Source organism: Klebsiella quasivariicola, from assembly GCF_002269255.1.
In the GTDB taxonomy this organism is placed as follows: domain Bacteria; phylum Pseudomonadota; class Gammaproteobacteria; order Enterobacterales; family Enterobacteriaceae; genus Klebsiella; species Klebsiella quasivariicola.
In genome coordinates this window covers 1,321,775-1,346,989 of record NZ_CP022823.1, presented here as the reverse complement: position 1 = coordinate 1,346,989, position 25,215 = coordinate 1,321,775, and the positions used below count along the sequence as shown (strand labels likewise).

The following is a 25,215-nucleotide window of genomic DNA, read 5'->3' as shown; positions in this document are numbered from 1 at the left end:
CGAATTACGCCTTGTTCTGACGCCACCATTCCGCCAGCAGGACGCCGGTCGCCACAGAGACGTTCAGGCTTTCAACATTGCCGGTACCGTCGATGGCAACGCTGAGATCGGCGCTGGAAATCGCCGCATCGGACAGACCATCACGCTCCTGGCCTAACACCAGCACCATTTTCTTCGGCAGCTCGGCTTTGAACAGCGGGATGCCATTATGGCTGGACGTTGAGACAATCGCGTAGCCCGCGTTGCGGAACTGATCCAGCGTATCAATAAAGCTGTCGCCGGTGATCGGTTCAACATGCTCCGCACCGCCCTCCGCCGTACGGATCGCCGCCCCGGACTCCAGCACGCCGGCATCCTGGACCACAACGCCTTTCACGCCAAAGTGCGCGCAGCTACGCATGATCGCGCCGAGGTTGTGCGGGTTGCCAACATCTTCCAGCGCCAGAACGCAATCTTCTTCCGCGGCCTTCGCGACCCATTGGGCAACAGAGGTGCCGTGGCGTTTTTTGATCAGGAAGCAGACCCCGCCGTGGTGCTCGGTGCCGGAGGCTTTTGCCAGCTCAGCTTCGTCCACGACATGATAGGCTTTACGGTTAGCCGCCATCCAGCGCAGCGCCTCTTTAAAGCGCGGCGTCACACTCTGGATAAACCAGGCGCGAACGATAGCTTCCGGACGACTCTGGAACAGCGCCTGACAGGCGTTTTCGCCATACACGCGGGTTTCTTCCGCACGCTGACGACGCAGCACTTCCGGATCAATAAAGCTCTTCCCGCTGATCCCGCCGTGATCTTCTTTTACCGGGGTCTCATCGCCAGGGGCGCGGGAAACAGTACGCCACGGGGACGCATCGTCGCGATGGAAATCATCGCGCTTGCGGTCGTCACGCTTGCGGTCATCGCGTTTACGATCGTCACCGCGGCTGTTTCGTTCATCGCGCGCAGGGCGGCTGCGGCCGTCAACACGAGATTTTCCTGGACGACCTCCCCCTTTCCCGGTACGTGGGTTATGGGTGCGTTTATCAGAATCATCATCACTGCGGACATACATCACTTTGACCTTGCCGCTTTTATTTTTCAGTTCGTCGCTCATCAATTTTCTCCACCTGCGCTGCGCGAAGCGCGCAGATTACCCGATGTGTCATCGCTTCGCCATGATTTCGTTTAAAAGCCGGCCTCTATTGCACTCATCGAACAAAACGCATTGTCCTTCAATAACACTTAATCGATAATGTGTAACATCACAGAAACATATCGGCCACGTGCCACGTTGCAACCCATAACCAGAGGTTAGTTATGAATACCGTTTGTGCCAGTTGTCAGGCTCTGAACCGCCTTCCGGACGATCGTAGCGCGGATGGCGCAAAGTGCGGACGCTGCGGTCACGATCTTTTTGACGGCGACGTCATCAACGCGACCGGGGCAACGCTGGATAAACTCTTAAAGGACGATCTGCCGGTCGTTGTCGATTTCTGGGCGCCATGGTGCGGCCCCTGCCGTAGCTTCGCGCCGATCTTTGAAGATGTCGCGGAAGAGCGTAGTGGGAAGATGCGTTTTGTAAAAGTAAACACCGAAGCAGAACGTGAGCTCAGCGCCCGGTTTCGTATCCGCAGTATCCCGACCATTATGATATTCAAAAATGGCGAAGTAATAGACATGCTTAATGGCGCAGTGCCAAAAGCGCCATTCGATAGCTGGCTGAACGAAGCCGGCCAACAGTAATCCTTCCGGGGCACGGCTTGTGCCCCGTTTTCGCCTCTGCGACAATAGCGTTTTTCACTAGCGACTCTCATGATTGATAACGCTGTTCTTCGCCTGCGCGCCGAACGTCTCGCGCGGGCGACCCGACCTTTCCTTGCTCGTGGTAACCGTATCCGCCGCTGCCAACGCTGCCTGCTGCCGCTTAAACAGTGTTTGTGCGCGACGTTAGTGCCAGCGCAGGCCACCAGCCGCTTCTGTCTGGTGATGTTTGATACAGAGCCGATGAAGCCCAGCAACACCGGCCGACTCATTGCCGATATTCTGCCAGATACTGAGGCTTATCAGTGGTCGAGAACCGAGCCGCCACAGGGGCTGCTCGATCTGGTCGCCCATCCTGATTATCAGCCAATGGTGGTGTTCCCTGCCTCCTACGCCGGGCCGGAGCGCCAGGTCCTGAGCGCGCCGCCCTCCGGCAAACCGCCGCTATTTATCATGCTCGACGGCACCTGGACCGAAGCGCGTAAAATGTTCCGCAAGAGTCCTTATCTTGACGCGCTGCCGATCATCTCCGTCGATTTGTCCCGCATCTCAGCCTACTATCTACGTGAAGCACACGCCGACGGACAATACTGTACCGCGGAAGTGGCGATCGCCCTGCTGGACCTGGCGGGTGATGCCCCGGCCGCCTCAGCGCTTGGCGAACACTTCACTCGTTTCCGGACCCGCTATCTGGCGGGAAAAACCCAGCATAAGGGCAGCATCACAGCGGACCAGGTAGAAAACGTTTAAAATCATTCGGTCACTGGGATGAAAGGAGACCGGTATGAGCCAACGAGGCCTGGAAGCGCTGCTGCGACCAAAGTCCATCGCCGTCATTGGCGCGTCAATGAAGCCACAGCGCGCTGGCTATCTCATGATGCGCAACCTGTTAGCCGGCGGTTTCAATGGTCCGGTATTGCCGGTGACCCCCGCCTGGAAGGCGGTGCTTGGGGTACTGGCATGGCCTACCATCGACAGCCTGCCGTTTACGCCGGATCTGGCGGTGCTCTGTACTAACGCCCGGCGTAATCTCGAATTGCTCGAAGCCTTAGGGCAAAAAGGCTGCAAGACCTGCATCATCCTCTCTTCGCAGCCGGACCAGTATCCGGCGCTGCTGGAATGTGCCACGCGCTTTCAGATGCGCCTGCTCGGCCCCAACAGTCTCGGATTACTGGCCCCATGGCAAGGGCTGAACGCCAGCTTTTCACCGGTGCCGATCCATCGCGGTAAACTGGCCTTTATTTCGCAGTCTGCCGCCGTCTCCAATACCATTCTTGACTGGGCACAGCAGCGTGAGATGGGGTTCTCCTACTTCATCGCGCTGGGCGATAGCCTGGATATTGATGTCGATGACCTGCTGGACTTTCTGGCCCGCGACAGCAAGACCAGCGCCATTTTGCTGTACCTCGAACATCTCAGCGACGCCCGTCGGTTTGTCTCCGCCGCACGCAGCGCCTCGCGTAACAAGCCAATCCTGGTGATTAAAAGCGGCCGCAGCCCCGCGGCGCAAAAGCTGTTGCAGGTTAACTCAGGGATGGATCCGGCATGGGATGCGGCCATTCAGCGTGCAGGCCTGCTGCGGGTGCAGGATACCCATGAGCTTTTCTCTGCGGTGGAAACGCTCAGCCACATGCGCCCACTGCGCGGTGAAAAATTAATGATCGTCAGCAACGGTGCGGCGCCGGCAGCGCTGGCCCTGGATGAGCTCTGGTTGCGTAATGGCAAGCTGGCGGTCCTCAGCGAGGAGACGTGCGACGCCTTACGCCAGGCACTGCCGGGGGGCGTCGGGATCGCTAACCCACTGGATCTGCGCGATGACGCCAGCAGCCAACATTATCAGCAGGCGTTGAATATTCTGCTTAATAGCCAGGACTATGACGCGCTGCTGGTGATCCACTCGCCCAGCGCCGCCGCACCTGGCACCGAGAGCGCCCTGGCGCTGATAGATGCTCTTAAGCATCATCCGCGTGGTAAATATGTCACTGTGCTGACCAACTGGTGCGGCGAATTCTCCTCACAGGAAGCGCGGCGCTTGTTCAGTGATGCCGGACTCCCCACCTACCGCACACCGGAGGGGACGATCACCGCTTTTATGCACATGGTCGAGTATCGACGCAACCAGAAGCAACTGCGTGAGACGCCGGTGCTACCGGACTCATTAACCGCCAATACCAGCGAGGCGCATGCCCTACTGCAGCAGGCGATAGATGATGGCACCACCACGCTGGATACCCACGAGGTCAGCCCGGTGCTACGTGCCTATGGCATCCATACTTTGCCGACCTGGATCGCCGCAGACAGCGCGGAAGCGGTACATATCGCAGAGCAAATAGGCTATCCGGTTGCGCTGAAGCTGCGTTCCCCGGATATCCCGCACAAATCGGAAGTTCAGGGGGTCATGTTGTATCTGCGTACCGCCGCAGAGGTCCAGCAGGCAGCGGATGCGATGATCGATCGCGTCAGGCTCGCCTGGCCCCAGGCGCGCATTCATGGTCTGCTGGTACAGAGTATGGCTAATCGTGCCGGCGCTCAGGAACTGAGAGTAGTGGTTGAACACGATCCTCTTTTTGGTCCTTTGATTATGCTTGGCGAAGGCGGCGTGGAGTGGCGGGCCGAAGATCAGGCCGCGGTGGCACTGCCGCCGCTGAATATGAACCTGGCGCGTTATCTGGTTATCCAGGCGATCAAAAATAAAAAGATCCGCGGCCGTAGTGCACTGCGCCCGCTGGATATCGTTGGCCTGAGCCAGTTGCTGGTTCAGGTGTCGAACCTGATCGTCGATTGTCCGGAGATCCAGCGCCTGGACATTCATCCCCTGCTCGCCGCCGGCAACGAGTTTACGGCACTGGATGTGACCCTCGGTCTCGCCCCCTTTAACGGCGACAGTGATAGCCGCCTCGCCATTCGTCCCTATCCGCACCAACTGGAGGAGTGGGTGGTGATGAAAAATGGCGATCGCTGCCTGTTCCGACCGATCCTCCCCGAAGATGAACCTCAGCTGCTCGCGTTTATCGCCCAGGTCACCAAAGAAGATCTCTATTATCGTTATTTTAGCGAGATCAATGAATTTACCCACGATGACTTAGCCAATATGACGCAGATCGACTACGATCGTGAAATGGCGTTCGTCGCCGTCAGGACAACCGCAGAACAGAGCGAAATCCTTGGTGTGACGCGCGCTATCTCCGATCCTGACAATATTGATGCCGAGTTTGCCGTTCTGGTCCGCTCAGATTTAAAAGGGTTAGGGCTGGGACGAAGACTGCTGGAAAAGCTGATCGCCTATACGCAAAGCCACGGGCTGCAGCGGCTGAATGGGATTACAATGCCGAATAATAGAGGCATGATCGGCCTCGCCAGAAAGCTGGGATTCACCGTCGATATTCAGCTGGAAGAGGGGATTGTCAGTCTGTCGCTTCCCCTGACCCAGGGACAATCGCGCGACGCTGACCGCAATTGTTGACCACTTTAGCGGGTAGTGATGGTATTATTGCCCGCTTACGTCGTCTGCATGGTACAGAAGACCCTTCAATAAACAGAGAAGAAACGCACTGTGATGTTGTCAAAATTTAAGCGTAATAAACATCAACAACACCTTGCCCAACTCCCTAAGCTTTCTCAGTCAGTTGATGATGTAGAGTTCTTTTACGCCCCTGCAGAATTCAGGGAAGCGTTACTGACCCGGATTGCCAACGCCACTCAGCGTATATGCATTATTGCGCTCTACCTTGAGCAAGATGATGGCGGAAAAGGAATTTTGCAGGCCCTTTATGACGCCAAACGCCAGCGTCCGGAACTCGATGTTCGCGTCCTTGTGGACTGGCACCGCGCTCAACGTGGCCGTATCGGCGCCGCTGCCTCCAACACCAATGCCGACTGGTATTGTCGAATGGCCAATGAAAATCCGGGCATCGATATTCCCGTTTACGGCGTGCCGATTAACACCCGGGAGGCGCTTGGCGTTCTCCATTTCAAAGGCTTTATTATCGATGACTGCGTCCTCTACAGCGGCGCCAGCCTGAACGATGTTTATCTGCATCAGCATGATAAGTACCGCTATGATCGCTATCAGTGCATCCGTAACGGCAAGATGGCGGACGTCATGTTCGACTGGGTCGACAATAATCTGGTCCAGGGACGCGGCGTTAATCGTCTCGACAGACCGGATCGGCCAAAAAGTCCGGAAATCAAAAACGACATTCGCCAGTACCGTCAGGAGCTCCGCGACCGCAGCTACCATTTTGTCGGTACTGCCGGTGACGAAGAACTCTCCGTCACTCCGCTGGTAGGTCTGGGTAAATCCAGTCTGCTGAACAAAACCATTTTTCACCTGATGCCCTGTGCCGAGCACAAGCTGACGATCTGCACCCCCTACTTCAACCTCCCTGCCGTGCTGGTCAGAAATATCATTCAGCTGCTGCGCGACGGTAAACAGGTGGAGATTATTGTCGGCGATAAAACCGCTAACGATTTCTACATACCAGAAGATCAACCGTTTAAAATCATCGGTGCGCTTCCTTATCTTTATGAAATCAACCTGCGGCGTTTCCTCAGCCGGCTGCAGTATTATGTGAATACCGATCAGCTGATCGTCCGCCTGTGGAAGGATGACGATAACAGCTATCACCTGAAAGGCATGTGGGTTGACGATGAGTGGATGCTGCTTACCGGCAACAACCTGAACCCGCGCGCCTGGCGACTCGATCTGGAAAACGCCATTCTTATCCATGATCCAAAGCAGCAGCTGGGAGCCATGCGGGAGAAAGAGCTGAAGCTCATCCGCACCCACACCACGGTGGTGAAACATTATCGGGATCTGCAAAGTATTGCCGACTATCCGGTTAAAGTGCGGAAACTGATCCGCCGTCTGCGACGGATCCGCATTGACCGGCTGATCAGCCGTATTCTCTGACTATCAGCCCCGCGTCGACGGGGCTTTTTTCTGGAAGCATTATGCGTACGATAATAGTGATTGCTTCGCTGCTGTTAACGGGCTGCAGCCACATGGCGAATGATGCATGGTCCGGTCAGGACAAAGCCCAGCATTTTCTTGCCTCGGCGATGCTGTCTGCCGCTGGCAATGAATATGCGCAACATCAGGGTTACAGCCGGGACCGCAGCGCCGCTATCGGCTTGATGTTTTCCATCAGCCTTGGCGCTTCAAAAGAACTTTGGGACAGCCGCCCGGCAGGGAGCGGCTGGAGCTGGAAAGATTTTGCCTGGGACGTAGCCGGCGCGACCACCGGCTACGCTGTATGGCAGTTGGCACACCAGTAAACGCTACAGGCGTAGCCCTTTCCCCTTGCGATGCAACATCAAGGAAACCAGGAAGGCAATGGCCGCCATCACCGTCACATACCAGTAAAACGCGTGTTCAATCCCCGCCGACTTGAGCGACAGAGCGACGTACTCCGCCGAGCCGCCGAACAGGGCATTCGCGACGGCATAGGACAGTCCGACCCCAAGCGCGCGAACCTGAGCCGGGAACATCTCAGCTTTCAGGATACCGCTGATCGAGGTATAGAAACTGACGATCAGCAAGGCACAAATTACCAGCCCAAAGGCAGCGTAAGGCGAGCTTACCTTCTGCAGGGCGCTGAGAATAGGCACGGTAAATAACGTCGCCAGCACGCCAAAGCAAAGCATGGACGTTCGGCGACCGACTTTATCGGAAAAAGCACCGAACAGCGGCTGAACCAGCATATAAACGAACAACGCCGCAGTCATGATCACGCTGGCGGTGCCGGCCGTCATGCCCGCCGTGTTGACCAGATACTTTTGCATATAGGTAGTAAAGGTGTAGAAGGTCAGCGATCCGGCGGCGGTAAAGCCTAATACCATCACGAAGGCCCGACGATTGCGCCACAACCCTTTAAACGACCCCGCCTCTTTCAGCGCTCGAGTCTCCTGCTTTGAGGTTTCATCCAGCTGACGACGCAGCCATAGCGCCACGATAGCCAGTACCGCCCCAAGAGCAAAAGGAATACGCCATCCCCAGGCATGGAGATCTTCATCGCTGAGCACCTGCTGAAGCGCTACGACGACTAATACCGCCAGCAGTTGACCGCCAATTAACGTGACATACTGGAAGGAAGCGTAAAAGCCTTTCTTACCTTCAATCGCCACTTCACTCATATAAGTCGCACTGGTGCCGTATTCTCCTCCCACCGACAGCCCCTGAAACAGACGAGCCAGCAGCAGCAGCGCCGGAGCCCAGGTGCCGATAACGGCATATCCAGGCAGACAGGCAATCACCAGTGATCCGAAGCACATCATGCACACCGAGATAAGCATAGATGCTTTACGTCCGCGGCGGTCAGCGATTCGACCAAACAACCATCCACCGATTGGACGCATCAGAAACCCGGCGGCAAATACGCCAGCTGTTTGTAACAGTTGAGTGGTGGTATTCCCGGATGGGAAGAAGATATGGGCAAAATAGAGCGAGCAGAATGAGTAGACGTAAAAATCAAACCACTCAACCAGATTCCCCGAGGATGCGCCAACAATTGCCCAAATACGACGACGGGTATCAGCCTGATCCGGCGCACCCCGTTCGGTAATGCTACTTTCTGTCATTGTTATATTGCTCCAGCAAAGACTGCAATCTGTCTTGTCGGGCGTACCACGTCACGCAGACAAATTAGTTAGTAAACTAAATGTTATATAATTGTTATATCTTTATATGTGATTACATTCACATTTTTTTTCGGAAGAGCGGTTTTCGCGATCAACGCCAACGCAGAGGCAGGGAAAAAGTGGTTTATGGCGAAGGGAGTGCCATGACGGGGTTTTATTTTGCTTTAAATGAAGATAATGGGACGGGTATGGCGGAATTTTCCCCGGAGGCGGTGCTGCGCACCTTGTCCGGGCTACTGTTTTGTAGCCCCGGTAAGCGCAGCGCCACCGGGGAGACATACCCCACACCGCAAAAAACCCCGCACCTTTCGGCACGGGGTTCTTGTTAAAACGCAAAAACAAAAAGCTCAGTCTTTCGACTGAGCTTTCTGCTTTATTTGATGCCTGGCAGTTCCCTACTCTCACATGGGGAGACCCCACACTACCATCGGCGCTACGGCGTTTCACTTCTGAGTTCGGCATGGGGTCAGGTGGGACCACCGCGCTAGTGCCGCCAGGCAAATTCTTTGTGCTCAGTACGCAATTCTTTATCGCATCAGCCGCGTTGCCTGCGCTCGCAAAGTCAGTCACATACTTCAGTATGCTCCTTCCTTTACTTCGCTTGTCGCCTTGCTGCTGCGCAAATTATTGCGTACTCAACTCTGAATCTAAGCTGAAAATCTTCTCTCAAATCGCCAAAACATCTTCGGCGTTGTAAGGTTAAGCCTCACGGTTCATTAGTACCGGTTAGCTCAACGCATCGCTGCGCTTACACACCCGGCCTATCAACGTCGTCGTCTTCAACGTTCCTTCAGGAGACTTATAGTCTCAGGGAGAACTCATCTCGGGGCAAGTTTCGTGCTTAGATGCTTTCAGCACTTATCTCTTCCGCATTTAGCTACCGGGCAGTGCCATTGGCATGACAACCCGAACACCAGTGATGCGTCCACTCCGGTCCTCTCGTACTAGGAGCAGCCCCCCTCAATTCTCCAGCGCCCACGGCAGATAGGGACCGAACTGTCTCACGACGTTCTAAACCCAGCTCGCGTACCACTTTAAATGGCGAACAGCCATACCCTTGGGACCTACTTCAGCCCCAGGATGTGATGAGCCGACATCGAGGTGCCAAACACCGCCGTCGATATGAACTCTTGGGCGGTATCAGCCTGTTATCCCCGGAGTACCTTTTATCCGTTGAGCGATGGCCCTTCCATTCAGAACCACCGGATCACTATGACCTGCTTTCGCACCTGCTCGCGCCGTCACGCTCGCAGTCAAGCTAGCTTATGCCATTGCACTAACCTCCTGATGTCCGACCAGGATTAGCTAACCTTCGTGCTCCTCCGTTACGCTTTGGGAGGAGACCGCCCCAGTCAAACTACCCACCAGACACTGTCCGCAACCCCGATAAGGGGCCAACGTTAGAACATCAAACATTAAAGGGTGGTATTTCAAGGTTGGCTCCACGCAGACTGGCGTCCACGCTTCAAAGCCTCCCACCTATCCTACACATCAAGGCTCAATGTTCAGTGTCAAGCTATAGTAAAGGTTCACGGGGTCTTTCCGTCTTGCCGCGGGTACACTGCATCTTCACAGCGAGTTCAATTTCACTGAGTCTCGGGTGGAGACAGCCTGGCCATCATTACGCCATTCGTGCAGGTCGGAACTTACCCGACAAGGAATTTCGCTACCTTAGGACCGTTATAGTTACGGCCGCCGTTTACCGGGGCTTCGATCAAGAGCTTCTCCTTACGGATAACCCCATCAATTAACCTTCCGGCACCGGGCAGGCGTCACACCGTATACGTCCACTTTCGTGTTTGCACAGTGCTGTGTTTTTAATAAACAGTTGCAGCCAGCTGGTATCTTCGACTGGTCTCAGCTCCGTCCGCAGGGACTTCACCTACACACCAGCGTGCCTTCTCCCGAAGTTACGGCACCATTTTGCCTAGTTCCTTCACCCGAGTTCTCTCAAGCGCCTTGGTATTCTCTACCTGACCACCTGTGTCGGTTTGGGGTACGATTTGATGTTACCTGATGCTTAGAGGCTTTTCCTGGAAGCAGGGCATCTGTCACTTCAGTACCGTGGTACCTCGTCATCACACCTCAGCCTTGATTATCCGGATTTGCCTGGATAACCAGCCTACATGCTTAAACCGGGACAACCGTCGCCCGGATGACATAGCCTTCTCCGTCCCCCCTTCGCAGTAACACCAAGTACAGGAATATTAACCTGTTTCCCATCGACTACGCCTTTCGGCCTCGCCTTAGGGGTCGACTCACCCTGCCCCGATTAACGTTGGACAGGAACCCTTGGTCTTCCGGCGAGCGGGCTTTTCACCCGCTTTATCGTTACTTATGTCAGCATTCGCACTTCTGATACCTCCAGCAGCCCTCACAGGCCACCTTCACAGGCTTACAGAACGCTCCCCTACCCAACAACACATAGTGTCGCTGCCGCAGCTTCGGTGCATGGTTTAGCCCCGTTACATCTTCCGCGCAGGCCGACTCGACCAGTGAGCTATTACGCTTTCTTTAAATGATGGCTGCTTCTAAGCCAACATCCTGGCTGTCTGGGCCTTCCCACATCGTTTCCCACTTAACCATGACTTTGGGACCTTAGCTGGCGGTCTGGGTTGTTTCCCTCTTCACGACGGACGTTAGCACCCGCCGTGTGTCTCCCGTGATAACATTCTTCGGTATTCGTAGTTTGCATCGGGTTGGTAAGTCGGGATGACCCCCTAGCCGAAACAGTGCTCTACCCCCGAAGATGAGTTCACGAGGCGCTACCTAAATAGCTTTCGGGGAGAACCAGCTATCTCCCGGTTTGATTGGCCTTTCACCCCCAGCCACAAGTCATCCGCTAATTTTTCAACATTAGTCGGTTCGGTCCTCCAGTTAGTGTTACCCAACCTTCAACCTGCCCATGGCTAGATCACCGGGTTTCGGGTCTATACCCTGCAACTTAACGCCCAGTTAAGACTCGGTTTCCCTGCGGCTCCCCTATACGGTTAACCTTGCTACAGAATATAAGTCGCTGACCCATTATACAAAAGGTACGCAGTCACACCCGAAGGTGCTCCCACTGCTTGTACGTACACGGTTTCAGGTTCTTTTTCACTCCCCTCGCCGGGGTTCTTTTCGCCTTTCCCTCACGGTACTGGTTCACTATCGGTCAGTCAGGAGTATTTAGCCTTGGAGGATGGTCCCCCCATATTCAGACAGGATACCACGTGTCCCGCCCTACTCTTCGAGTTCACAGCCTGTGCATTTTGGTGTACGGGACTATCACCCTGTACCGTCGGACTTTCCAGACCGTTCCACTAACACACAAGCTGATTCAGACTCTGGGCTGCTCCCCGTTCGCTCGCCGCTACTGGGGGAATCTCGGTTGATTTCTTTTCCTCGGGGTACTTAGATGTTTCAGTTCCCCCGGTTCGCCTCGTTAACCTATGTATTCAGTTAACGATAGTGTGACGAATCACACTGGGTTTCCCCATTCGGACATCGCCGGCTGTAACGGTTCATATCACCTTACCGACGCTTTTCGCAGATTAGCACGTCCTTCATCGCCTCTGACTGCCAGGGCATCCACCGTGTACGCTTAGTCGCTTAACCTCACAACCCGAAGATGTCTTGTTCTGTCCGGTTCGTTGCGCATCGTGAATCCTGCGTTGTTCCGTACTCGCGATGCTCATGGACATATAGTCCACTCCGCTTGCTGCGTGCGGTACGCCTTGGCTTCACTTTGCTCACGTCACCTTTTACAGTGCCATCTTCTGATTGCGAAAATTTGAGAGACTCGAACACACTTAACAGTGTGTCGTTTCAATTTTCAGCTTGATCCAGATTTTTAAAGAGCAAATATCTCAAACGTCACCCGAAGATGAGTTTTGAGATATGTCGGCACGCGTCTTTCACTCACGAACCAGCAAGTGGCGTCCCCTAGGGGATTCGAACCCCTGTTACCGCCGTGAAAGGGCGGTGTCCTGGGCCTCTAGACGAAGGGGACACTGAAGTCTCAATCGCAAGACGCCTTGCTTCTCTATTTTCATCAGACAATCTGTGTGAGCACTACAAAGGCAGGTTCTTTAAGGTAAGGAGGTGATCCAACCGCAGGTTCCCCTACGGTTACCTTGTTACGACTTCACCCCAGTCATGAATCACAAAGTGGTAAGCGCCCTCCCGAAGGTTAAGCTACCTACTTCTTTTGCAACCCACTCCCATGGTGTGACGGGCGGTGTGTACAAGGCCCGGGAACGTATTCACCGTAGCATTCTGATCTACGATTACTAGCGATTCCGACTTCATGGAGTCGAGTTGCAGACTCCAATCCGGACTACGACATACTTTATGAGGTCCGCTTGCTCTCGCGAGGTCGCTTCTCTTTGTATATGCCATTGTAGCACGTGTGTAGCCCTGGTCGTAAGGGCCATGATGACTTGACGTCATCCCCACCTTCCTCCAGTTTATCACTGGCAGTCTCCTTTGAGTTCCCGGCCTAACCGCTGGCAACAAAGGATAAGGGTTGCGCTCGTTGCGGGACTTAACCCAACATTTCACAACACGAGCTGACGACAGCCATGCAGCACCTGTCTCACAGTTCCCGAAGGCACCAAAGCATCTCTGCTAAGTTCTGTGGATGTCAAGACCAGGTAAGGTTCTTCGCGTTGCATCGAATTAAACCACATGCTCCACCGCTTGTGCGGGCCCCCGTCAATTCATTTGAGTTTTAACCTTGCGGCCGTACTCCCCAGGCGGTCGATTTAACGCGTTAGCTCCGGAAGCCACGCCTCAAGGGCACAACCTCCAAATCGACATCGTTTACGGCGTGGACTACCAGGGTATCTAATCCTGTTTGCTCCCCACGCTTTCGCACCTGAGCGTCAGTCTTTGTCCAGGGGGCCGCCTTCGCCACCGGTATTCCTCCAGATCTCTACGCATTTCACCGCTACACCTGGAATTCTACCCCCCTCTACAAGACTCTAGCCTGCCAGTTTCGAATGCAGTTCCCAGGTTGAGCCCGGGGATTTCACATCCGACTTGACAGACCGCCTGCGTGCGCTTTACGCCCAGTAATTCCGATTAACGCTTGCACCCTCCGTATTACCGCGGCTGCTGGCACGGAGTTAGCCGGTGCTTCTTCTGCGGGTAACGTCAATCGGTAAGGTTATTAACCTCACCGCCTTCCTCCCCGCTGAAAGTGCTTTACAACCCGAAGGCCTTCTTCACACACGCGGCATGGCTGCATCAGGCTTGCGCCCATTGTGCAATATTCCCCACTGCTGCCTCCCGTAGGAGTCTGGACCGTGTCTCAGTTCCAGTGTGGCTGGTCATCCTCTCAGACCAGCTAGGGATCGTCGCCTAGGTGAGCCGTTACCCCACCTACTAGCTAATCCCATCTGGGCACATCTGATGGCATGAGGCCCGAAGGTCCCCCACTTTGGTCTTGCGACGTTATGCGGTATTAGCTACCGTTTCCAGTAGTTATCCCCCTCCATCAGGCAGTTTCCCAGACATTACTCACCCGTCCGCCGCTCGTCACCCGAGAGCAAGCTCTCTGTGCTACCGCTCGACTTGCATGTGTTAGGCCTGCCGCCAGCGTTCAATCTGAGCCATGATCAAACTCTTCAATTTAAGTTTGATGCTCGTGAATTAAACTTCGTAATGAATTACGTATGTTCACTCAGAGACTTGGTATTCATTTTTCGTCCGAGGACGTTAAGAATCCATGTCACTTTGAGTGCCCACACAGATTGTCTGATAAATTGTTAAAGAGCAGTTGCGACGCGCTTTAGCGCTCTGTCGCGAGGTCCCGTATAATACGTTTTCCTCATTCAGAGTCAAGCGCTTATTTTGCTTTTCTCTGTCGGCTTTCAACGTCCATTTTCGTCGTTGAATCCTGCTGGCCCGGCGGCTTGCTTGCCGTTGTTCCGTGTCAGTGGAGGCGCATTATAGGGAGTAATTCTGAAGTGACAAGGATAAATTCAAAAAAACAATTCAACCGCTCACTTTTCAACCAAATCGATTATTGAGGTTTAATTCTTGCCTGGTTTTTAAACAAAAACGAGCCCGTTGGGCCCGTTTTTGTCGTTTTGTGACTTACTGCACTGCCACGATACGGTCGTCTTTCACCACCAGCTCGACAGTTTTGCCCGGGACCAGCTCACCGGAAAGGATCTGCTGAGCTAACGGGTTTTCTATCTGCTGCTGAATTGCGCGTTTCAATGGCCGCGCGCCGTATACCGGATCGTAACCATTGGCACTGAGCAACTTCAGCGCCTCATCGGACATCTGCACTTCATACCCGCGCTCTTCCAGGCGTTTATACAGACGCTGCAGCTGGATCTGGGCAATGGAAGCAATATGTTTCTCGCCCAGCGGATGGAAGACCACCACTTCGTCGATACGGTTGATAAACTCCGGACGGAAGTTCTGGCTTACCACGCCCAGAACCAGGTCTTTCATACTCCCGTAATCCAGCTCGCCGAACCGTTCCTGAATCAGATCGGAACCGAGGTTCGAAGTCATGATAACCACCGTATTCCGGAAGTCGACTGTTCTCCCCTGGCCGTCGGTCAGGCGACCATCGTCAAGCACCTGCAGCAGAATGTTGAACACATCCGGGTGCGCTTTTTCCACTTCATCCAGCAGGATGACGGAATAAGGACGACGACGAACCGCTTCGGTCAGGTAACCGCCCTCTTCATAGCCGACGTATCCCGGAGGCGCACCGACCAGACGTGAGACGGAGTGTTTCTCCATAAACTCGGACATATCGATACGCACCATCGCGTCGTCGCTGTCGAACATAAAGTTAGCCAGCGTTTTGCACAGTTCGGTTTTACCCACCCCGGTCGGACCGAGGAACAGGAACGAACCAATCGGCCGGTTCGGATCGGACAACCCGGCGCGGCTACGGCGAATGGCGTTGGATACCGCTTCAACCGCCTCATCCTGGCCAATCACCCGATGATGCAGCTCCTGCTCCATACGCAGCAGTTTGTCGCGCTCGCTTTCCATCATGCGGGAGACCGGGATACCGGTCCAGCGGGCCAGCACTTCGGCAATCTCAGCATCCGTCACTTTATTACGCAGCAGACGCATGGTTTTGCCTTCGGACTGCGTGGCAGCCGCCAGCTGTTTCTCCAGTTCCGGAATTTTGCCGTACTGCAGCTCGGACATCCGCGCCAGATCGCCGACGCGACGCGCCTGTTCGATAGCGATTTTCGCCTGTTCCAGCTCGGCTTTAATAGTCTGAGTGCCAGAGAGGGATGCTTTTTCCGCCTTCCACTCTTCTTCCAGCACCGAGTACTGCCGTTCTTTATCCGCCAGCTCCTCATTGAGCATATCAAGACGCTTCAGGCTTGCCTCATCAGACTCTTTCTTCAGCGCCTGCTGTTCCAGTTTCAGCTGGATAATACGCCGATCGAGACGGTCCAGCTCTTCCGGTTTGGAGTCGATCTGCATACGAATGCTTGACGCCGCCTCATCGATAAGGTCGATGGCTTTATCCGGCAGCTGACGGTCAGCAATGTAACGATGCGACAAGGTCGCCGCCGCGACAATCGCCGGGTCAGTGATCTGCACGTGGTGGTGCAGCTCGTAACGTTCTTTCAAACCACGCAGGATAGCGATGGTATCTTCTACCGACGGCTCAGCGACGAATACTTTCTGGAAGCGACGCTCCAGCGCGGCGTCTTTTTCGATGTACTGACGGTATTCGTCAAGCGTCGTCGCCCCGACGCAGTGCAGTTCGCCACGTGCCAGCGCCGGCTTCAGCATGTTGCCCGCGTCCATTGCGCCGTCCGCTTTACCCGCGCCAACCATGGTGTGCAGTTCGTCGATAAACAGGATAACGTTGCCTTCCTGTTTTGACAGGTCGGTCAGCACGCCTTTCAGACGCTCTTCAAACTCACCGCGGTATTTCGCCCCGGCCACCAGCGCCCCCATATCCAGCGCCAGCACCCGACGGCCTTTCAGCCCTTCCGGCACTTCGCCATTGACGATGCGCTGCGCCAGTCCTTCGACGATAGCGGTTTTACCGACCCCCGGCTCACCGATAAGAACCGGGTTGTTTTTGGTACGACGCTGCAGTACCTGGATAGTACGGCGAATCTCTTCATCACGGCCGATCACCGGATCCAGCTTGCCCTGCTCGGCTCGCTCGGTCAGATCGACGGTAAATTTCTTCAATGCCTGACGTTGGTCTTCGGCACCCTGATCGTTCACGCTTTCACCTCCGCGCATTTGTTCAATCGCCTGAGTCACGTTGGCGGTTGTTGCTCCGGCGGATTTTAAAAGGTCGGTCAGCGTACCGCGTGATTCAAGCGCCGCCAGAACGAACAGTTCCGACGAAATAAAGTTGTCCTTTTTCTTTTGCGCCAGCTTGTCGCAAAGGTTCAGGATCCGCACTAAATCCTGAGAAGGTTGCACATCGCCGCCGGTGCCTTCCACCTGCGGTAAACGGCTCAGGGCCTGTTCGATGTCAGTGCGTAGTTTCCCGGCATTCACGCCCGCCGAGGTTAATAAAGGACGTACCGATCCCCCTTCCTGATTCAGCAAGGCGCTCATTAGATGAAGTGGTTCGATAAATTGGTTGTCGTGCCCGAGTGCGAGTGACTGGGCATCGGCAAGAGCAAGCTGGAATTTATTGGTAAGACGATCCAGACGCATAACTCCTCCCATAAACAGGTCAAATTTGCTACTGGAGATTAAATGAGGTCATCCCTCAATTATTCAAGGTTAAAGACCTGAACTATGCGAAAAATAAGTTTGCCTTCTGGATCGTCTTGATTCTCTAGGTTATATCAGCCAAATGAAACTTGCCATACGACCCGTGGTCTTGTCGCGCCGGTAAGAGAAAAAATCGTTCTTTTCGCTTAGCGTGCAGCGATCGCCGCCGAAAATTTGCTCAACGCCGACATTTGCCAGACGCTGCCGAGCCAGTTGGTAGATATCGGCAAAATATTTCTCGCCTGCCGGACGGAAAGCCCGGTGCGCGTTCTCGTCCTTCGCCATGAAGGCATCCCGGACTTCCGGTCCCACCTCAAACGCCTGTGGACCGATGGCAGGGCCCAGCCATGCCATTATGTTTTCGGCTTTATCGGCGAAACGAGCAACGGTCTGTTCCAGGATCCCTTCGCATAATCCGCGCCATCCTGCATGCGCCGCGGCGACTTCAGTGCCGGCGCGGTTACAGAAAAGAACCGGCAGGCAGTCAGCGGTCATTACCGCACAGACGGTCCCGGGCGTACGAGTGTAAGAAGCATCGGCACGTTTCGATGGATAAGGACCGCCGTCCAGCGTCAGGACATCGGTACCATGGACCTGCTCCAGCCAAACCGGGTAAGACGGCAAACCGCCGGCGGCAAACATCCGCCGCCGGTTTTCTTCGACATGCTGCAGATTGTCTCCGCAATGGGCGCCCAGGTTGAGCGAGTCATAGGGCGGCAGGCTTACACCGCCGATGCGGGTAGAACTACAGGCCGCCACGCTGTCGGGCATTGGCCACTGCGGTACAATCAGTTTCGTCATAACCAGTCAATATCGTCCTTATGGGCTTCAAAGTCGGCGCGCATCGCCTCGATGAGCTCGACCATATCCTGTGGAATGGGCGCATGCCACTCCATTTCAATGCCGGTAATCGGGTGGTACAGACGCAGCATGGTGGCGTGCAGCGCCTGGCGGTCGAATTTACGCAGTGCGGTAATGAATTCCTCCGATGCCCCCTTTGGCGGACGCGGCCGGCCGCCATACACCTGGTCACCCACCAGCGGATGGGTGATATGCGACATATGCACGCGGATCTGATGCGTACGGCCGGTTTCCAGGCGCAGGCGCAAGCGGGTATGAATACGGAAATGTTCCATAATGCGGTAGTGGGTTACCGCCGGTTTGCCCATGGGGTGAACCGCCATATGGGTACGTTTCGTCGGGTGACGGCTGATCGGCTCTTCCACAGTGCCACCGGCGGTCATATGACCGATCGCTACCGCTTCGTATTCACGGGTGATCTCGCGCAGCTGCAGCGACTCCACCAGCCGGGTTTGCGCCGGGATGGTTTTCGCAACTACCATCAGACCGGTGGTGTCTTTATCCAGACGGTGCACGATCCCCGCGCGCGGTACATCGGCAATAGGCGGATAGTAGTGCAGCAGCGCATTCAGCACAGTACCGTCAGGGTTGCCCGCGCCAGGATGCACAACCAGATCGCGCGGTTTGTTGATCACGAGGATGTCATCATCTTCGTAAACGATATTGAGCGGAATATCCTGCGGCTGGAAGCGCGCCTCTTCTTCGATTTCGACATCGATAGCGATGTGCTCTCCCCCCAGCACTTTTTCTTTCGGCTTATCGCCAATGGTGCCATTGACTAATACGCGTTGGTCGAGGATCCATTCTTTTATTCGCGATCGCGAATAATCAGGGAACAATTCGGCCAAAGCCTGATCTAAGCGTTGACCGAGTTGATTTTCGGTCACCGTTGCGGTGAGTTGTACTCGTTGTGCCATATACAGCTTCTTCGTTTAACGTTGGGTTTTACGGCTTTGCCGTTTAATATAGTGTGCTATTGTAGCTGGTCTTAATCGGGAGCAGGAACAGAGATTCTCCCGCATAAACATTTTGAGGAAGTCAAAACGTCATGACGCGCATGAAATACCTGGTGGCAGCCGCCACACTGAGCCTGGCTTTGGTGGGTTGCTCCGGCTCTAAGGAAGAGGTGCCTGATAATCCGCCGAATGAAATCTACGCGACCGCCCAGCAAAAACTGCAGGACGGTAACTGGAAACAGGCGATAACGCAACTGGAAGCGTTGGATAATCGTTATCCATTCGGCCCTTATTCCCAACAGGTACAGCTGGATCTGATTTATGCGTATTACAAAAACGCCGATCTGCCACTGGCTCAGGCGGCCATCGATCGCTTCATGCGTTTGAACCCCACCCATCCGAACATTGACTACGTCATCTATATGCGCGGCCTGACTAACATGGCTTTGGATGACAGCGCCCTGCAAGGCTTCTTCGGTGTGGATCGTTCTGATCGCGATCCGCAGCACGCGCGCGATGCCTTCAATGACTTCTCCAAACTGGTCCGTGGTTATCCGAACAGTCAGTATGCCACTGACGCCTATAAGCGCATGGTATTCCTGAAAGATCGTCTGGCGAAGTATGAGCTGTCGGTGGTGGATTACTACACCGATCGTGGCGCCTGGGTCGCCGTGGTGAACCGCGTGGACGGTATGATGCGTAATTATCCCGATACTCAGGCCACCCGCGATGCGCTGCCGAAGATGGAAAACGCCTATCGCCAGATGCAGATGAACGCCCAGGCGGACAAAGTCGCGAAGATTATCGCCGCGAACAGCAAGAACAGCTGAGCCTGACTCATCGATCGCAAACGGCAGCCACTGGCTGCCGTTTTTTTATACTTTTCCCGGGCTAGCTGAAGCGGTTTAGCGCCGGGTTAACTCATCAAATATGGCCTGCTTTGCGAGGTTCGACAAGTAAAATCTCACTTCTTCCTGCCCTGTCTCACAAAATGAATTCGTTGACAAAAAGTGACAATAAAATGTGATTTAGATCACGCATTTTGACATTGGGAAAGGTATGCTGGATTCACCAAGACGGGAAAGACAAGAGGTAAAATTTATGACAATGAACATTACCAGTAAACAAATGGAAATTACTCCGGCAATCCGCCAGCATGTCGCAGACCGTCTCGCCAAACTGGATAAGTGGCAAACTCATTTAATCAACCCGCATATCATTCTGTCTAAGGAGCCGCAGGGTTTTATCGCTGATGCAACCATCAACACGCCAAACGGCCATCTGGTTGCCAGTGCGCGTCATGAAGATATGTACGCCGCCATTAACGAATTGATCAACAAGCTGGAACGGCAGCTCAATAAAGTGCAACACAAAGGGGAAGCCCGCCGCGCCGCGACGTCGGTGAAAGAGGCAGGCTTTGTGGAAGAAGAAGAGTAATCCTTAACTTAAGTTGTGTCATGCCACGCGCCTTCGGGCGCGTTTTTTATTGACAGAGTGAAAACAGTACAGGTACTGTAATCCCCACTACCTAAAGGAATTTACCATGAAACTTGTCCCGTTCTTCTTCGCATTCTTTTTTACCTTCCCCTGACCGGGAGGCAATTCGTCGTATAAGAAAGAATGCGAAGACGAACAATAAGGCCTCCCACCCGGGAGGCCTTTTTTATTTGATAACAACAAAGGCAACATCTATGACCGAGGAAAACCCATTACTGGCGCTGCGCGATAAGATAAGCGCCCTGGACGAGAAACTGCTTGCTCTGCTGGCGGAGCGCCGCGGGCTGGCTGTTGAGGTTGGAAAAGCCAAACTGGCCTCCCACCGTCCGGTGCGTGATATTGACCGCGAACGCGATCTGCTGGAGCGTCTGATGACCCTCGGCAAGCGCCATAATCTTGATGCACACTACATCACCCGCCTGTTCCAGCTGATCATCGAAGACTCTGTTCTGACCCAGCAAACCCTGCTGCAGCAGCATCTGAATAAAATTAACCCGCATTCGGCTCGCGTGGCGTTTCTGGGTCCCAAAGGCTCTTATTCCCATCTGGCGGCGCGTCAGTACGCCGCTCGCCATTTTGAGCAGTTTATTGAAAGCGGCTGCGCGAAGTTTGCCGACATTTTTAATCAGGTGGAAACTGGCCAGGCCGATTACGCCGTGGTGCCGATTGAAAACACCAGCTCTGGCGGGATCAACGACGTCTACGATCTGCTGCAACACACCAGCCTGTCGATCGTTGGCGAGCTAACGATCCCGATCGATCATTGCGTGCTGGTCAGCACCTCGACAGATGCCGATAAAATTCAGACCGTCTACAGCCATCCGCAGCCGTTCCAGCAGTGCAGCCAGTATCTGAGCCGCTACCCGCACTGGAAGATCGAATATACCGAGAGCACCTCGGCGGCAATGGAAAAAGTCGCGCAGGCGAACTCCCCGGCCGTCGCGGCTCTGGGCAGTGAAGCGGGTGGCGCCCTGTATGGTCTGCAGGTGCTGGAACACTGCCAGGCCAACCAGACGCAAAACATCACACGCTTCCTCGTCCTCGCGCGCAAAGCGGTGAACGTTTCCGACCAGGTTCCGGCCAAGACCACGCTGTTAATGGCGACCGGTCAGCAGGCGGGCGCTCTGGTGGAAGCCCTGCTGGTACTGCGCAATCACAATCTGATCATGACAAAACTGGAATCTCGCCCGATCCACGGCAACCCATGGGAAGAGATGTTTTATCTCGATATTCAGGCCAACCTGGACTCGTTGTCCATGCGCAAGGCACTGAAGGAGCTGGCGGAGATCACCCGCTCCATGAAGGTTCTCGGTTGCTACCCCAGCGAAAACGTGGTGCCGGTGGATCCGGTTTAACGTTCACGGAACGGTAATTTCTTCATCCCTGCCACCGCTACCGGCAGGGTGAAGATGGCACCTGACAACGGATACTTCGCCAGCTCATCGTCCTCCATGTTTTCCCGGGTTGTGGTGATATAGAGCGTTTTCATCTCCGCGCCGCCAAAGCAGACCATTGTCGGACATCGTACCGGCATCGGGTAGGTCTCCAGCTCCTCTCCCTGCGGTGAGAAACGGGCGATCCGCCAGCCGTCAAACATCGCGCTCCAGTAACAACCCTCCACATCAATCGCCGCCCCGTCCGGGATCCCTTCGCCTGGCTGGAAACGGCGGAATACTTCGCGGCGGCCTGGCTCACCCTGCTCATCCAGCGGCGTGCGGTAAATCACCGCGTTCGGCGTATCGGAGGTATACATCCAGCGCCGGTCGGCGCTAAACGCCAGGCCGTTGGCGCCATGGATGTCACACTGGATTACTTTCGGCTTCAGGTCGTTATCGACCCGCATCAGCAGCGCGCCGTTATAATCCCCCGGCGCCCAGAAAGTGCCGGCATAAAAGCGCCCCTCGCGATCGGTCCCACCATCGTTAAACCGTGCCAGCTCGGGGTTGCTCGGGTTATCGCAGACTTTCCGCCGCAGCAGGCCGTGGGCGTCGGTCAGCCAGATGCCGCTGCGTAATGCAACGATAAATCCGCCCTTCTCACGCAGGGCAAAACAGCCGACCTCCTCCGGAAACTGCAGCACCTGGTGTTCGCCGCTGCGGCTATCGTAGCGGTGGATTTCACACTCCATGATATCGGCCCAGTAGAGGGCCTGTTCAGCCTCGCTCCAGGTCGGGCATTCCGGCAGGTATCCGGTGTAGTCAAACAGCGGTTGTGGTTCAGCCATCGTTGTCATCCCTATAAAAAAAGCCAGCGGTCGCTGGCTTTATTGTATACACCTTTTTCACTTTACTGCCGATTATCGTTCGCCTGACGCAGCAATGTGCGGCTCTCGCTCTGGAAGCGCTGAGCGTAATCACCAAACCAGTGTTCGATTTTACGGAAGCTGTCGATAAACGCCTGCTTATCGCCCTGCTCCAGCAGGCCAATCGCTTCGCCGAAACGTTGGTAATAGCGCTTAATCAGCGCCAGGTTGTTTTCCGATGACATAATAATGTCGGCGTACAGCTGCGGATCCTGGGCAAACAGACGGCCTACCATCGCCAGCTCCAGCCGGTAAATAGGTGACGAAAGCGCCAGCAGCTGCTCAAGACGCACGTTCTCTTCCGCGAGGTGCAGACCATAGGCGAAGGTGGCAAAGTGGCGCAGCGCCTGAATAAAGGCCATGTTCTGGTCGTGCTCTACGGCGCTGATGCGATGCAAGCGCGCTCCCCAGACCTGAATTTGCTCAAGGAACCACTGATAGGCCTCGGGCTGGCGGCCATCGCAATAGACCACCACCTGCTTCGCCAGGCTGCCGCTGTCCGGACCGAACATCGGATGCAGGCCGAGAACCGGGCCCTGATGCGCCGCCAGCATTGCCTGCAGCGGCTCCGCTTTCACCGAGGCAAGGTCAACCAGGATGCAATCTGCCGGCAGGGGCGGTAGCTTGCCGATCGTCTCCACGGTAGTGTGAATCGGTACGCTGACGATGACCATGCCGGCATCGGCGACGATATCCGCCGCCCGCGCCCAGTCGTCTTTTTCCAGAATACGCACCTGGTAGCCGGACAGCGTTAACATCTTCTCAAACAGACGCCCCATCTGCCCGCCACCGCCGACGATCACCACCGGCCGCAGATTCGGGTGCAGGGTTTTGAAGCCTTTGTCGTTTTCGCTGGAATAGGATTCCCGCATCACGCGACGCAGAACATCCTCGATCAGATCCGGCGGCACGCCGAGCGCGGCAGCTTCTTCACGCCGGGAGGCGAGCATCGCCGCCTCGCGCTCCGGGACGTAAATCGGCAGACCATACTGGCTCTTCACCTCGCCGACTTCGGCCACCAGTTCCAGACGCTTAGCCAGCAGGCTAAGCAACGCTTTATCCACTTCATCAATTTGATCGCGTAACGCGGTCAGTTCAGCAACCATACTTTCCTCTTACACCAAACGGGCCGCCAGATGGCCGCGGAGATCCTTATCCAGTTCACGCAACAGCGCATCGGTGGTTTCCCAGCTGATGCACGCATCAGTCACCGAAACGCCGTATTTCATCGCCTCACGCGGCTGTTCAGAGGACTGATTGCCTTCGTGGATATTACTCTCGATCATCAGGCCGATAATGGAGCGGTTGCCGTCTTTGATCTGCGCGACAACGGATTCAGCCACGGCTGGCTGGCGGCGGAAATCTTTATTGGAGTTCCCATGACTGCAATCTACCATCAGCGACGGCTTCAGTCCCGCCTGCGCCATCTCTTTTTCACATTTCGCCACATCTTCCGGACCGTAGTTTGGTGCCTTGCCGCCGCGGAGGATCACATGGCCGTTCGGATTACCCTGCGTTTGCAGCAGACAGACCTGACCGGCCTGGTTGATACCGACGAAACGGTGTGGCATCGCCGCGGCACGCATGGCGTTGATGGCCGTTGCCAGGCTACCGTCGGTACCGTTTTTAAAGCCGACCGGCATCGACAGGCCAGAGGCCATTTCACGGTGCGTTTGTGATTCCGTGGTACGCGCGCCGATAGCGGACCAGCTGAACAGATCGCCAAGGTATTGCGGGCTGTTCGGATCCAGCGCTTCCGTCGCCAGCGGCAGTCCCATATTAACGAGCTCAACCAACAGGCGACGCGCAATCTTCAGCCCACCCTCAACATCAAACGATCCATCCATATGCGGATCGTTAATCAGCCCCTTCCAGCCGACGGTGGTACGGGGTTTTTCAAAATAGACGCGCATCACCAGGTAGAGGCTATCGCTGACCTCTGCGGCAAGGGCTTTAAACCGACGAGCATATTCTATCGCAGCTTCCGGATCGTGAATTGAGCAAGGACCGCAAACCACCAGCAGACGCGGATCGCGGCCGGCGATGATATCGGAAATGGTCTGGCGGGCGTGCGCGATTTGCGCTTCCTGCTCGACGCTGAGCGGGAACTCGGCCTTCAGCTGCTCCGGGGTCATTAACACATGTTCGTCGGTAATATGTACGTTATTCAGCGCGTCTTTTTGCATGATTCGATCCTGTGTAGCTCGTTTGCGATAAGGGTTGCCTCAGCGGGCATGACGTAACGATACCACACGAAGTAAAGAATTCAATCCATAAAACGTAAATTTTACTTTACACGCACAAATTAATTGGCGTTATATACCGCAAGCAACGTACAAAAATATTTACATCAACCAAAATAACCCGGAATTTGCGCAACATCGCCATCGGTATTACGAAAAATCCTGGTAAGATTTGTCCCAAAGCAAAGGGCGCATCTAATGACGGGTTTTGCTATCAGTGGTATTCTGCGCCGGGCATCGGCAGCGGCTTTTTCCGCGCTATGGC

General features: G+C 55.0%; 17 protein-coding genes, 1 tRNA gene, 3 rRNA genes and 1 other annotated feature. Of the genes, 9 read left to right on the top strand and 12 right to left on the bottom strand.

The window, feature by feature from the left end:
- Window positions 1-4 precede the first annotated feature (4 nt).
- On the bottom strand, window positions 5-1,090 hold the full coding sequence (locus tag B8P98_RS06875; RefSeq protein ID WP_025711648.1) for a tRNA/rRNA methyltransferase: 1,086 nt from the start codon (window positions 1,088-1,090) through the stop codon (window positions 5-7).
- Between the two features lie 203 nt (window positions 1,091-1,293).
- Between B8P98_RS06875 and trxC the strand changes: the two genes are divergently transcribed.
- From trxC to B8P98_RS06845, 5 genes are all read left to right on the top strand, one after another.
- Window positions 1,294-1,719, top strand: coding sequence for a thioredoxin TrxC (gene trxC, locus B8P98_RS06865; protein WP_025711647.1), 426 nt, complete (start codon window positions 1,294-1,296; stop codon window positions 1,717-1,719).
- Window positions 1,720-1,788: 69 nt separating this feature from the next.
- Window positions 1,789-2,487 carry a tRNA-uridine aminocarboxypropyltransferase gene (gene tapT, locus B8P98_RS06860; RefSeq protein WP_025711646.1) on the top strand — a complete coding sequence of 233 codons (699 nt, stop codon included), beginning with the start codon at window positions 1,789-1,791 and terminating at the stop codon, window positions 2,485-2,487.
- Window positions 2,488-2,521: 34 nt separating this feature from the next.
- Window positions 2,522-5,200, top strand: a complete 2,679-nt coding sequence (locus tag B8P98_RS06855) for a bifunctional acetate--CoA ligase family protein/GNAT family N-acetyltransferase (RefSeq protein ID WP_025711645.1) — start codon at window positions 2,522-2,524, stop codon at window positions 5,198-5,200.
- A gap of 93 nt (window positions 5,201-5,293) precedes the next feature.
- Window positions 5,294-6,649: a CDP-diacylglycerol--serine O-phosphatidyltransferase gene (gene pssA, locus B8P98_RS06850; protein ID WP_025711644.1), complete on the top strand. Its 1,356-nt coding sequence runs from the start codon at window positions 5,294-5,296 to the stop codon at window positions 6,647-6,649.
- A 41-nt stretch (window positions 6,650-6,690) separates the two neighbouring features.
- Window positions 6,691-7,014: a YfiM family lipoprotein gene (locus tag B8P98_RS06845; RefSeq protein WP_025711643.1), complete on the top strand. Its 324-nt coding sequence runs from the start codon at window positions 6,691-6,693 to the stop codon at window positions 7,012-7,014.
- 3 nt (window positions 7,015-7,017) lie between these two features.
- Here B8P98_RS06845 and B8P98_RS06840 read toward each other — a convergent pair whose 3' ends face one another.
- The 8 genes from B8P98_RS06840 to rluD all read right to left on the bottom strand — a co-directional run bounded on the left by B8P98_RS06840 (window position 7,018) and on the right by rluD (window position 18,869).
- The gene (locus tag B8P98_RS06840; RefSeq protein WP_025711642.1) at window positions 7,018-8,316 is read right to left on the bottom strand and encodes an MFS transporter; all 1,299 of its coding nucleotides are present in this window, start codon (window positions 8,314-8,316) and stop codon (window positions 7,018-7,020) included.
- Window positions 8,317-8,758: 442 nt separating this feature from the next.
- Window positions 8,759-8,874 (bottom strand): 5S ribosomal RNA (gene rrf, locus B8P98_RS06830).
- A gap of 197 nt (window positions 8,875-9,071) precedes the next feature.
- Window positions 9,072-11,973 (bottom strand): 23S ribosomal RNA (locus B8P98_RS06825).
- Window positions 11,974-12,291: 318 nt separating this feature from the next.
- Window positions 12,292-12,367, bottom strand: a tRNA-Glu gene (locus B8P98_RS06820).
- Between the two features lie 85 nt (window positions 12,368-12,452).
- Window positions 12,453-13,992 (bottom strand): 16S ribosomal RNA (locus B8P98_RS06815).
- Together the 16S, 23S and 5S rRNA genes with 1 tRNA gene alongside form the textbook arrangement of a ribosomal RNA operon.
- A gap of 465 nt (window positions 13,993-14,457) precedes the next feature.
- Window positions 14,458-17,031, bottom strand: coding sequence for an ATP-dependent chaperone ClpB (gene clpB / locus B8P98_RS06810; protein ID WP_080897734.1), 2,574 nt, complete (start codon window positions 17,029-17,031; stop codon window positions 14,458-14,460).
- A gap of 129 nt (window positions 17,032-17,160) precedes the next feature.
- A complete protein-coding gene (gene yfiH, locus B8P98_RS06805) occupies window positions 17,161-17,892 on the bottom strand; it encodes a purine nucleoside phosphorylase YfiH (RefSeq protein ID WP_025712665.1) in 732 nt (243 codons plus the stop codon).
- Window positions 17,889-18,869, bottom strand: a complete 981-nt coding sequence (rluD, locus tag B8P98_RS06800; protein WP_025712664.1) for a 23S rRNA pseudouridine(1911/1915/1917) synthase RluD — start codon at window positions 18,867-18,869, stop codon at window positions 17,889-17,891. The genes yfiH and rluD overlap by 4 nt, the downstream gene beginning before the upstream one ends.
- A 131-nt stretch (window positions 18,870-19,000) precedes the next feature.
- On the opposite strand from rluD, the gene bamD reads away from it, so the two are divergent.
- From bamD to pheA, 4 genes are all read left to right on the top strand, one after another.
- Entirely contained in the window at window positions 19,001-19,738 is a 738-nt protein-coding gene (bamD, locus tag B8P98_RS06795; RefSeq protein WP_025712663.1) for an outer membrane protein assembly factor BamD, read from the top strand.
- Between the two features lie 271 nt (window positions 19,739-20,009).
- The gene (gene raiA / locus B8P98_RS06785; protein ID WP_002914111.1) at window positions 20,010-20,345 is read left to right on the top strand and encodes a ribosome-associated translation inhibitor RaiA; all 336 of its coding nucleotides are present in this window, start codon (window positions 20,010-20,012) and stop codon (window positions 20,343-20,345) included.
- Between the two features lie 105 nt (window positions 20,346-20,450).
- Window positions 20,451-20,575: a sequence feature (Phe leader region), on the top strand.
- Window positions 20,452-20,499: a pheA operon leader peptide PheL gene (gene pheL, locus B8P98_RS30385; protein WP_100250063.1), complete on the top strand. Its 48-nt coding sequence runs from the start codon at window positions 20,452-20,454 to the stop codon at window positions 20,497-20,499. Its footprint overlaps the feature before it by 48 nt.
- 24 nt (window positions 20,576-20,599) lie before the next feature.
- Window positions 20,600-21,760: a bifunctional chorismate mutase/prephenate dehydratase gene (pheA, locus tag B8P98_RS06780; RefSeq protein WP_025712662.1), complete on the top strand. Its 1,161-nt coding sequence runs from the start codon at window positions 20,600-20,602 to the stop codon at window positions 21,758-21,760.
- Here the strand turns inward: pheA and B8P98_RS06775 are convergent.
- The 3 genes from B8P98_RS06775 to aroF form a co-directional block, all read right to left on the bottom strand.
- Entirely contained in the window at window positions 21,757-22,629 is an 873-nt protein-coding gene (locus tag B8P98_RS06775; RefSeq protein WP_025712661.1) for an SMP-30/gluconolactonase/LRE family protein, read from the bottom strand. The genes pheA and B8P98_RS06775 overlap by 4 nt on opposite strands.
- Window positions 22,630-22,691: 62 nt before the next feature.
- Window positions 22,692-23,813 (bottom strand): bifunctional chorismate mutase/prephenate dehydrogenase, encoded by a 1,122-nt coding sequence (gene tyrA, locus B8P98_RS06770; protein ID WP_025712660.1) that lies wholly within the window; start codon window positions 23,811-23,813, stop codon window positions 22,692-22,694.
- Window positions 23,814-23,822: 9 nt separating this feature from the next.
- The gene (gene aroF, locus B8P98_RS06765; RefSeq protein WP_025712659.1) at window positions 23,823-24,893 is read right to left on the bottom strand and encodes a 3-deoxy-7-phosphoheptulonate synthase AroF; all 1,071 of its coding nucleotides are present in this window, start codon (window positions 24,891-24,893) and stop codon (window positions 23,823-23,825) included.
- Window positions 24,894-25,215: the final 322 nt, after the last annotated feature.

Coding starts and splice junctions, on each gene's coding strand:
- B8P98_RS06875 (WP_025711648.1), bottom strand. CDS start 1,090: ATGAGCGACGAACTGAAAAATAAAAGCGGCAAGGTCAAAGTGATGTAT.
- trxC (WP_025711647.1), top strand. CDS start 1,294: ATGAATACCGTTTGTGCCAGTTGTCAGGCTCTGAACCGCCTTCCGGAC.
- tapT (WP_025711646.1), top strand. CDS start 1,789: ATGATTGATAACGCTGTTCTTCGCCTGCGCGCCGAACGTCTCGCGCGG.
- B8P98_RS06855 (WP_025711645.1), top strand. CDS start 2,522: ATGAGCCAACGAGGCCTGGAAGCGCTGCTGCGACCAAAGTCCATCGCC.
- pssA (WP_025711644.1), top strand. CDS start 5,294: ATGTTGTCAAAATTTAAGCGTAATAAACATCAACAACACCTTGCCCAA.
- B8P98_RS06845 (WP_025711643.1), top strand. CDS start 6,691: ATGCGTACGATAATAGTGATTGCTTCGCTGCTGTTAACGGGCTGCAGC.
- B8P98_RS06840 (WP_025711642.1), bottom strand. CDS start 8,316: ATGACAGAAAGTAGCATTACCGAACGGGGTGCGCCGGATCAGGCTGAT.
- clpB (WP_080897734.1), bottom strand. CDS start 17,031: ATGCGTCTGGATCGTCTTACCAATAAATTCCAGCTTGCTCTTGCCGAT.
- yfiH (WP_025712665.1), bottom strand. CDS start 17,892: ATGACGAAACTGATTGTACCGCAGTGGCCAATGCCCGACAGCGTGGCG.
- rluD (WP_025712664.1), bottom strand. CDS start 18,869: ATGGCACAACGAGTACAACTCACCGCAACGGTGACCGAAAATCAACTC.
- bamD (WP_025712663.1), top strand. CDS start 19,001: ATGACGCGCATGAAATACCTGGTGGCAGCCGCCACACTGAGCCTGGCT.
- raiA (WP_002914111.1), top strand. CDS start 20,010: ATGACAATGAACATTACCAGTAAACAAATGGAAATTACTCCGGCAATC.
- pheA (WP_025712662.1), top strand. CDS start 20,600: ATGACCGAGGAAAACCCATTACTGGCGCTGCGCGATAAGATAAGCGCC.
- B8P98_RS06775 (WP_025712661.1), bottom strand. CDS start 22,629: ATGGCTGAACCACAACCGCTGTTTGACTACACCGGATACCTGCCGGAA.
- tyrA (WP_025712660.1), bottom strand. CDS start 23,813: ATGGTTGCTGAACTGACCGCGTTACGCGATCAAATTGATGAAGTGGAT.
- aroF (WP_025712659.1), bottom strand. CDS start 24,893: ATGCAAAAAGACGCGCTGAATAACGTACATATTACCGACGAACATGTG.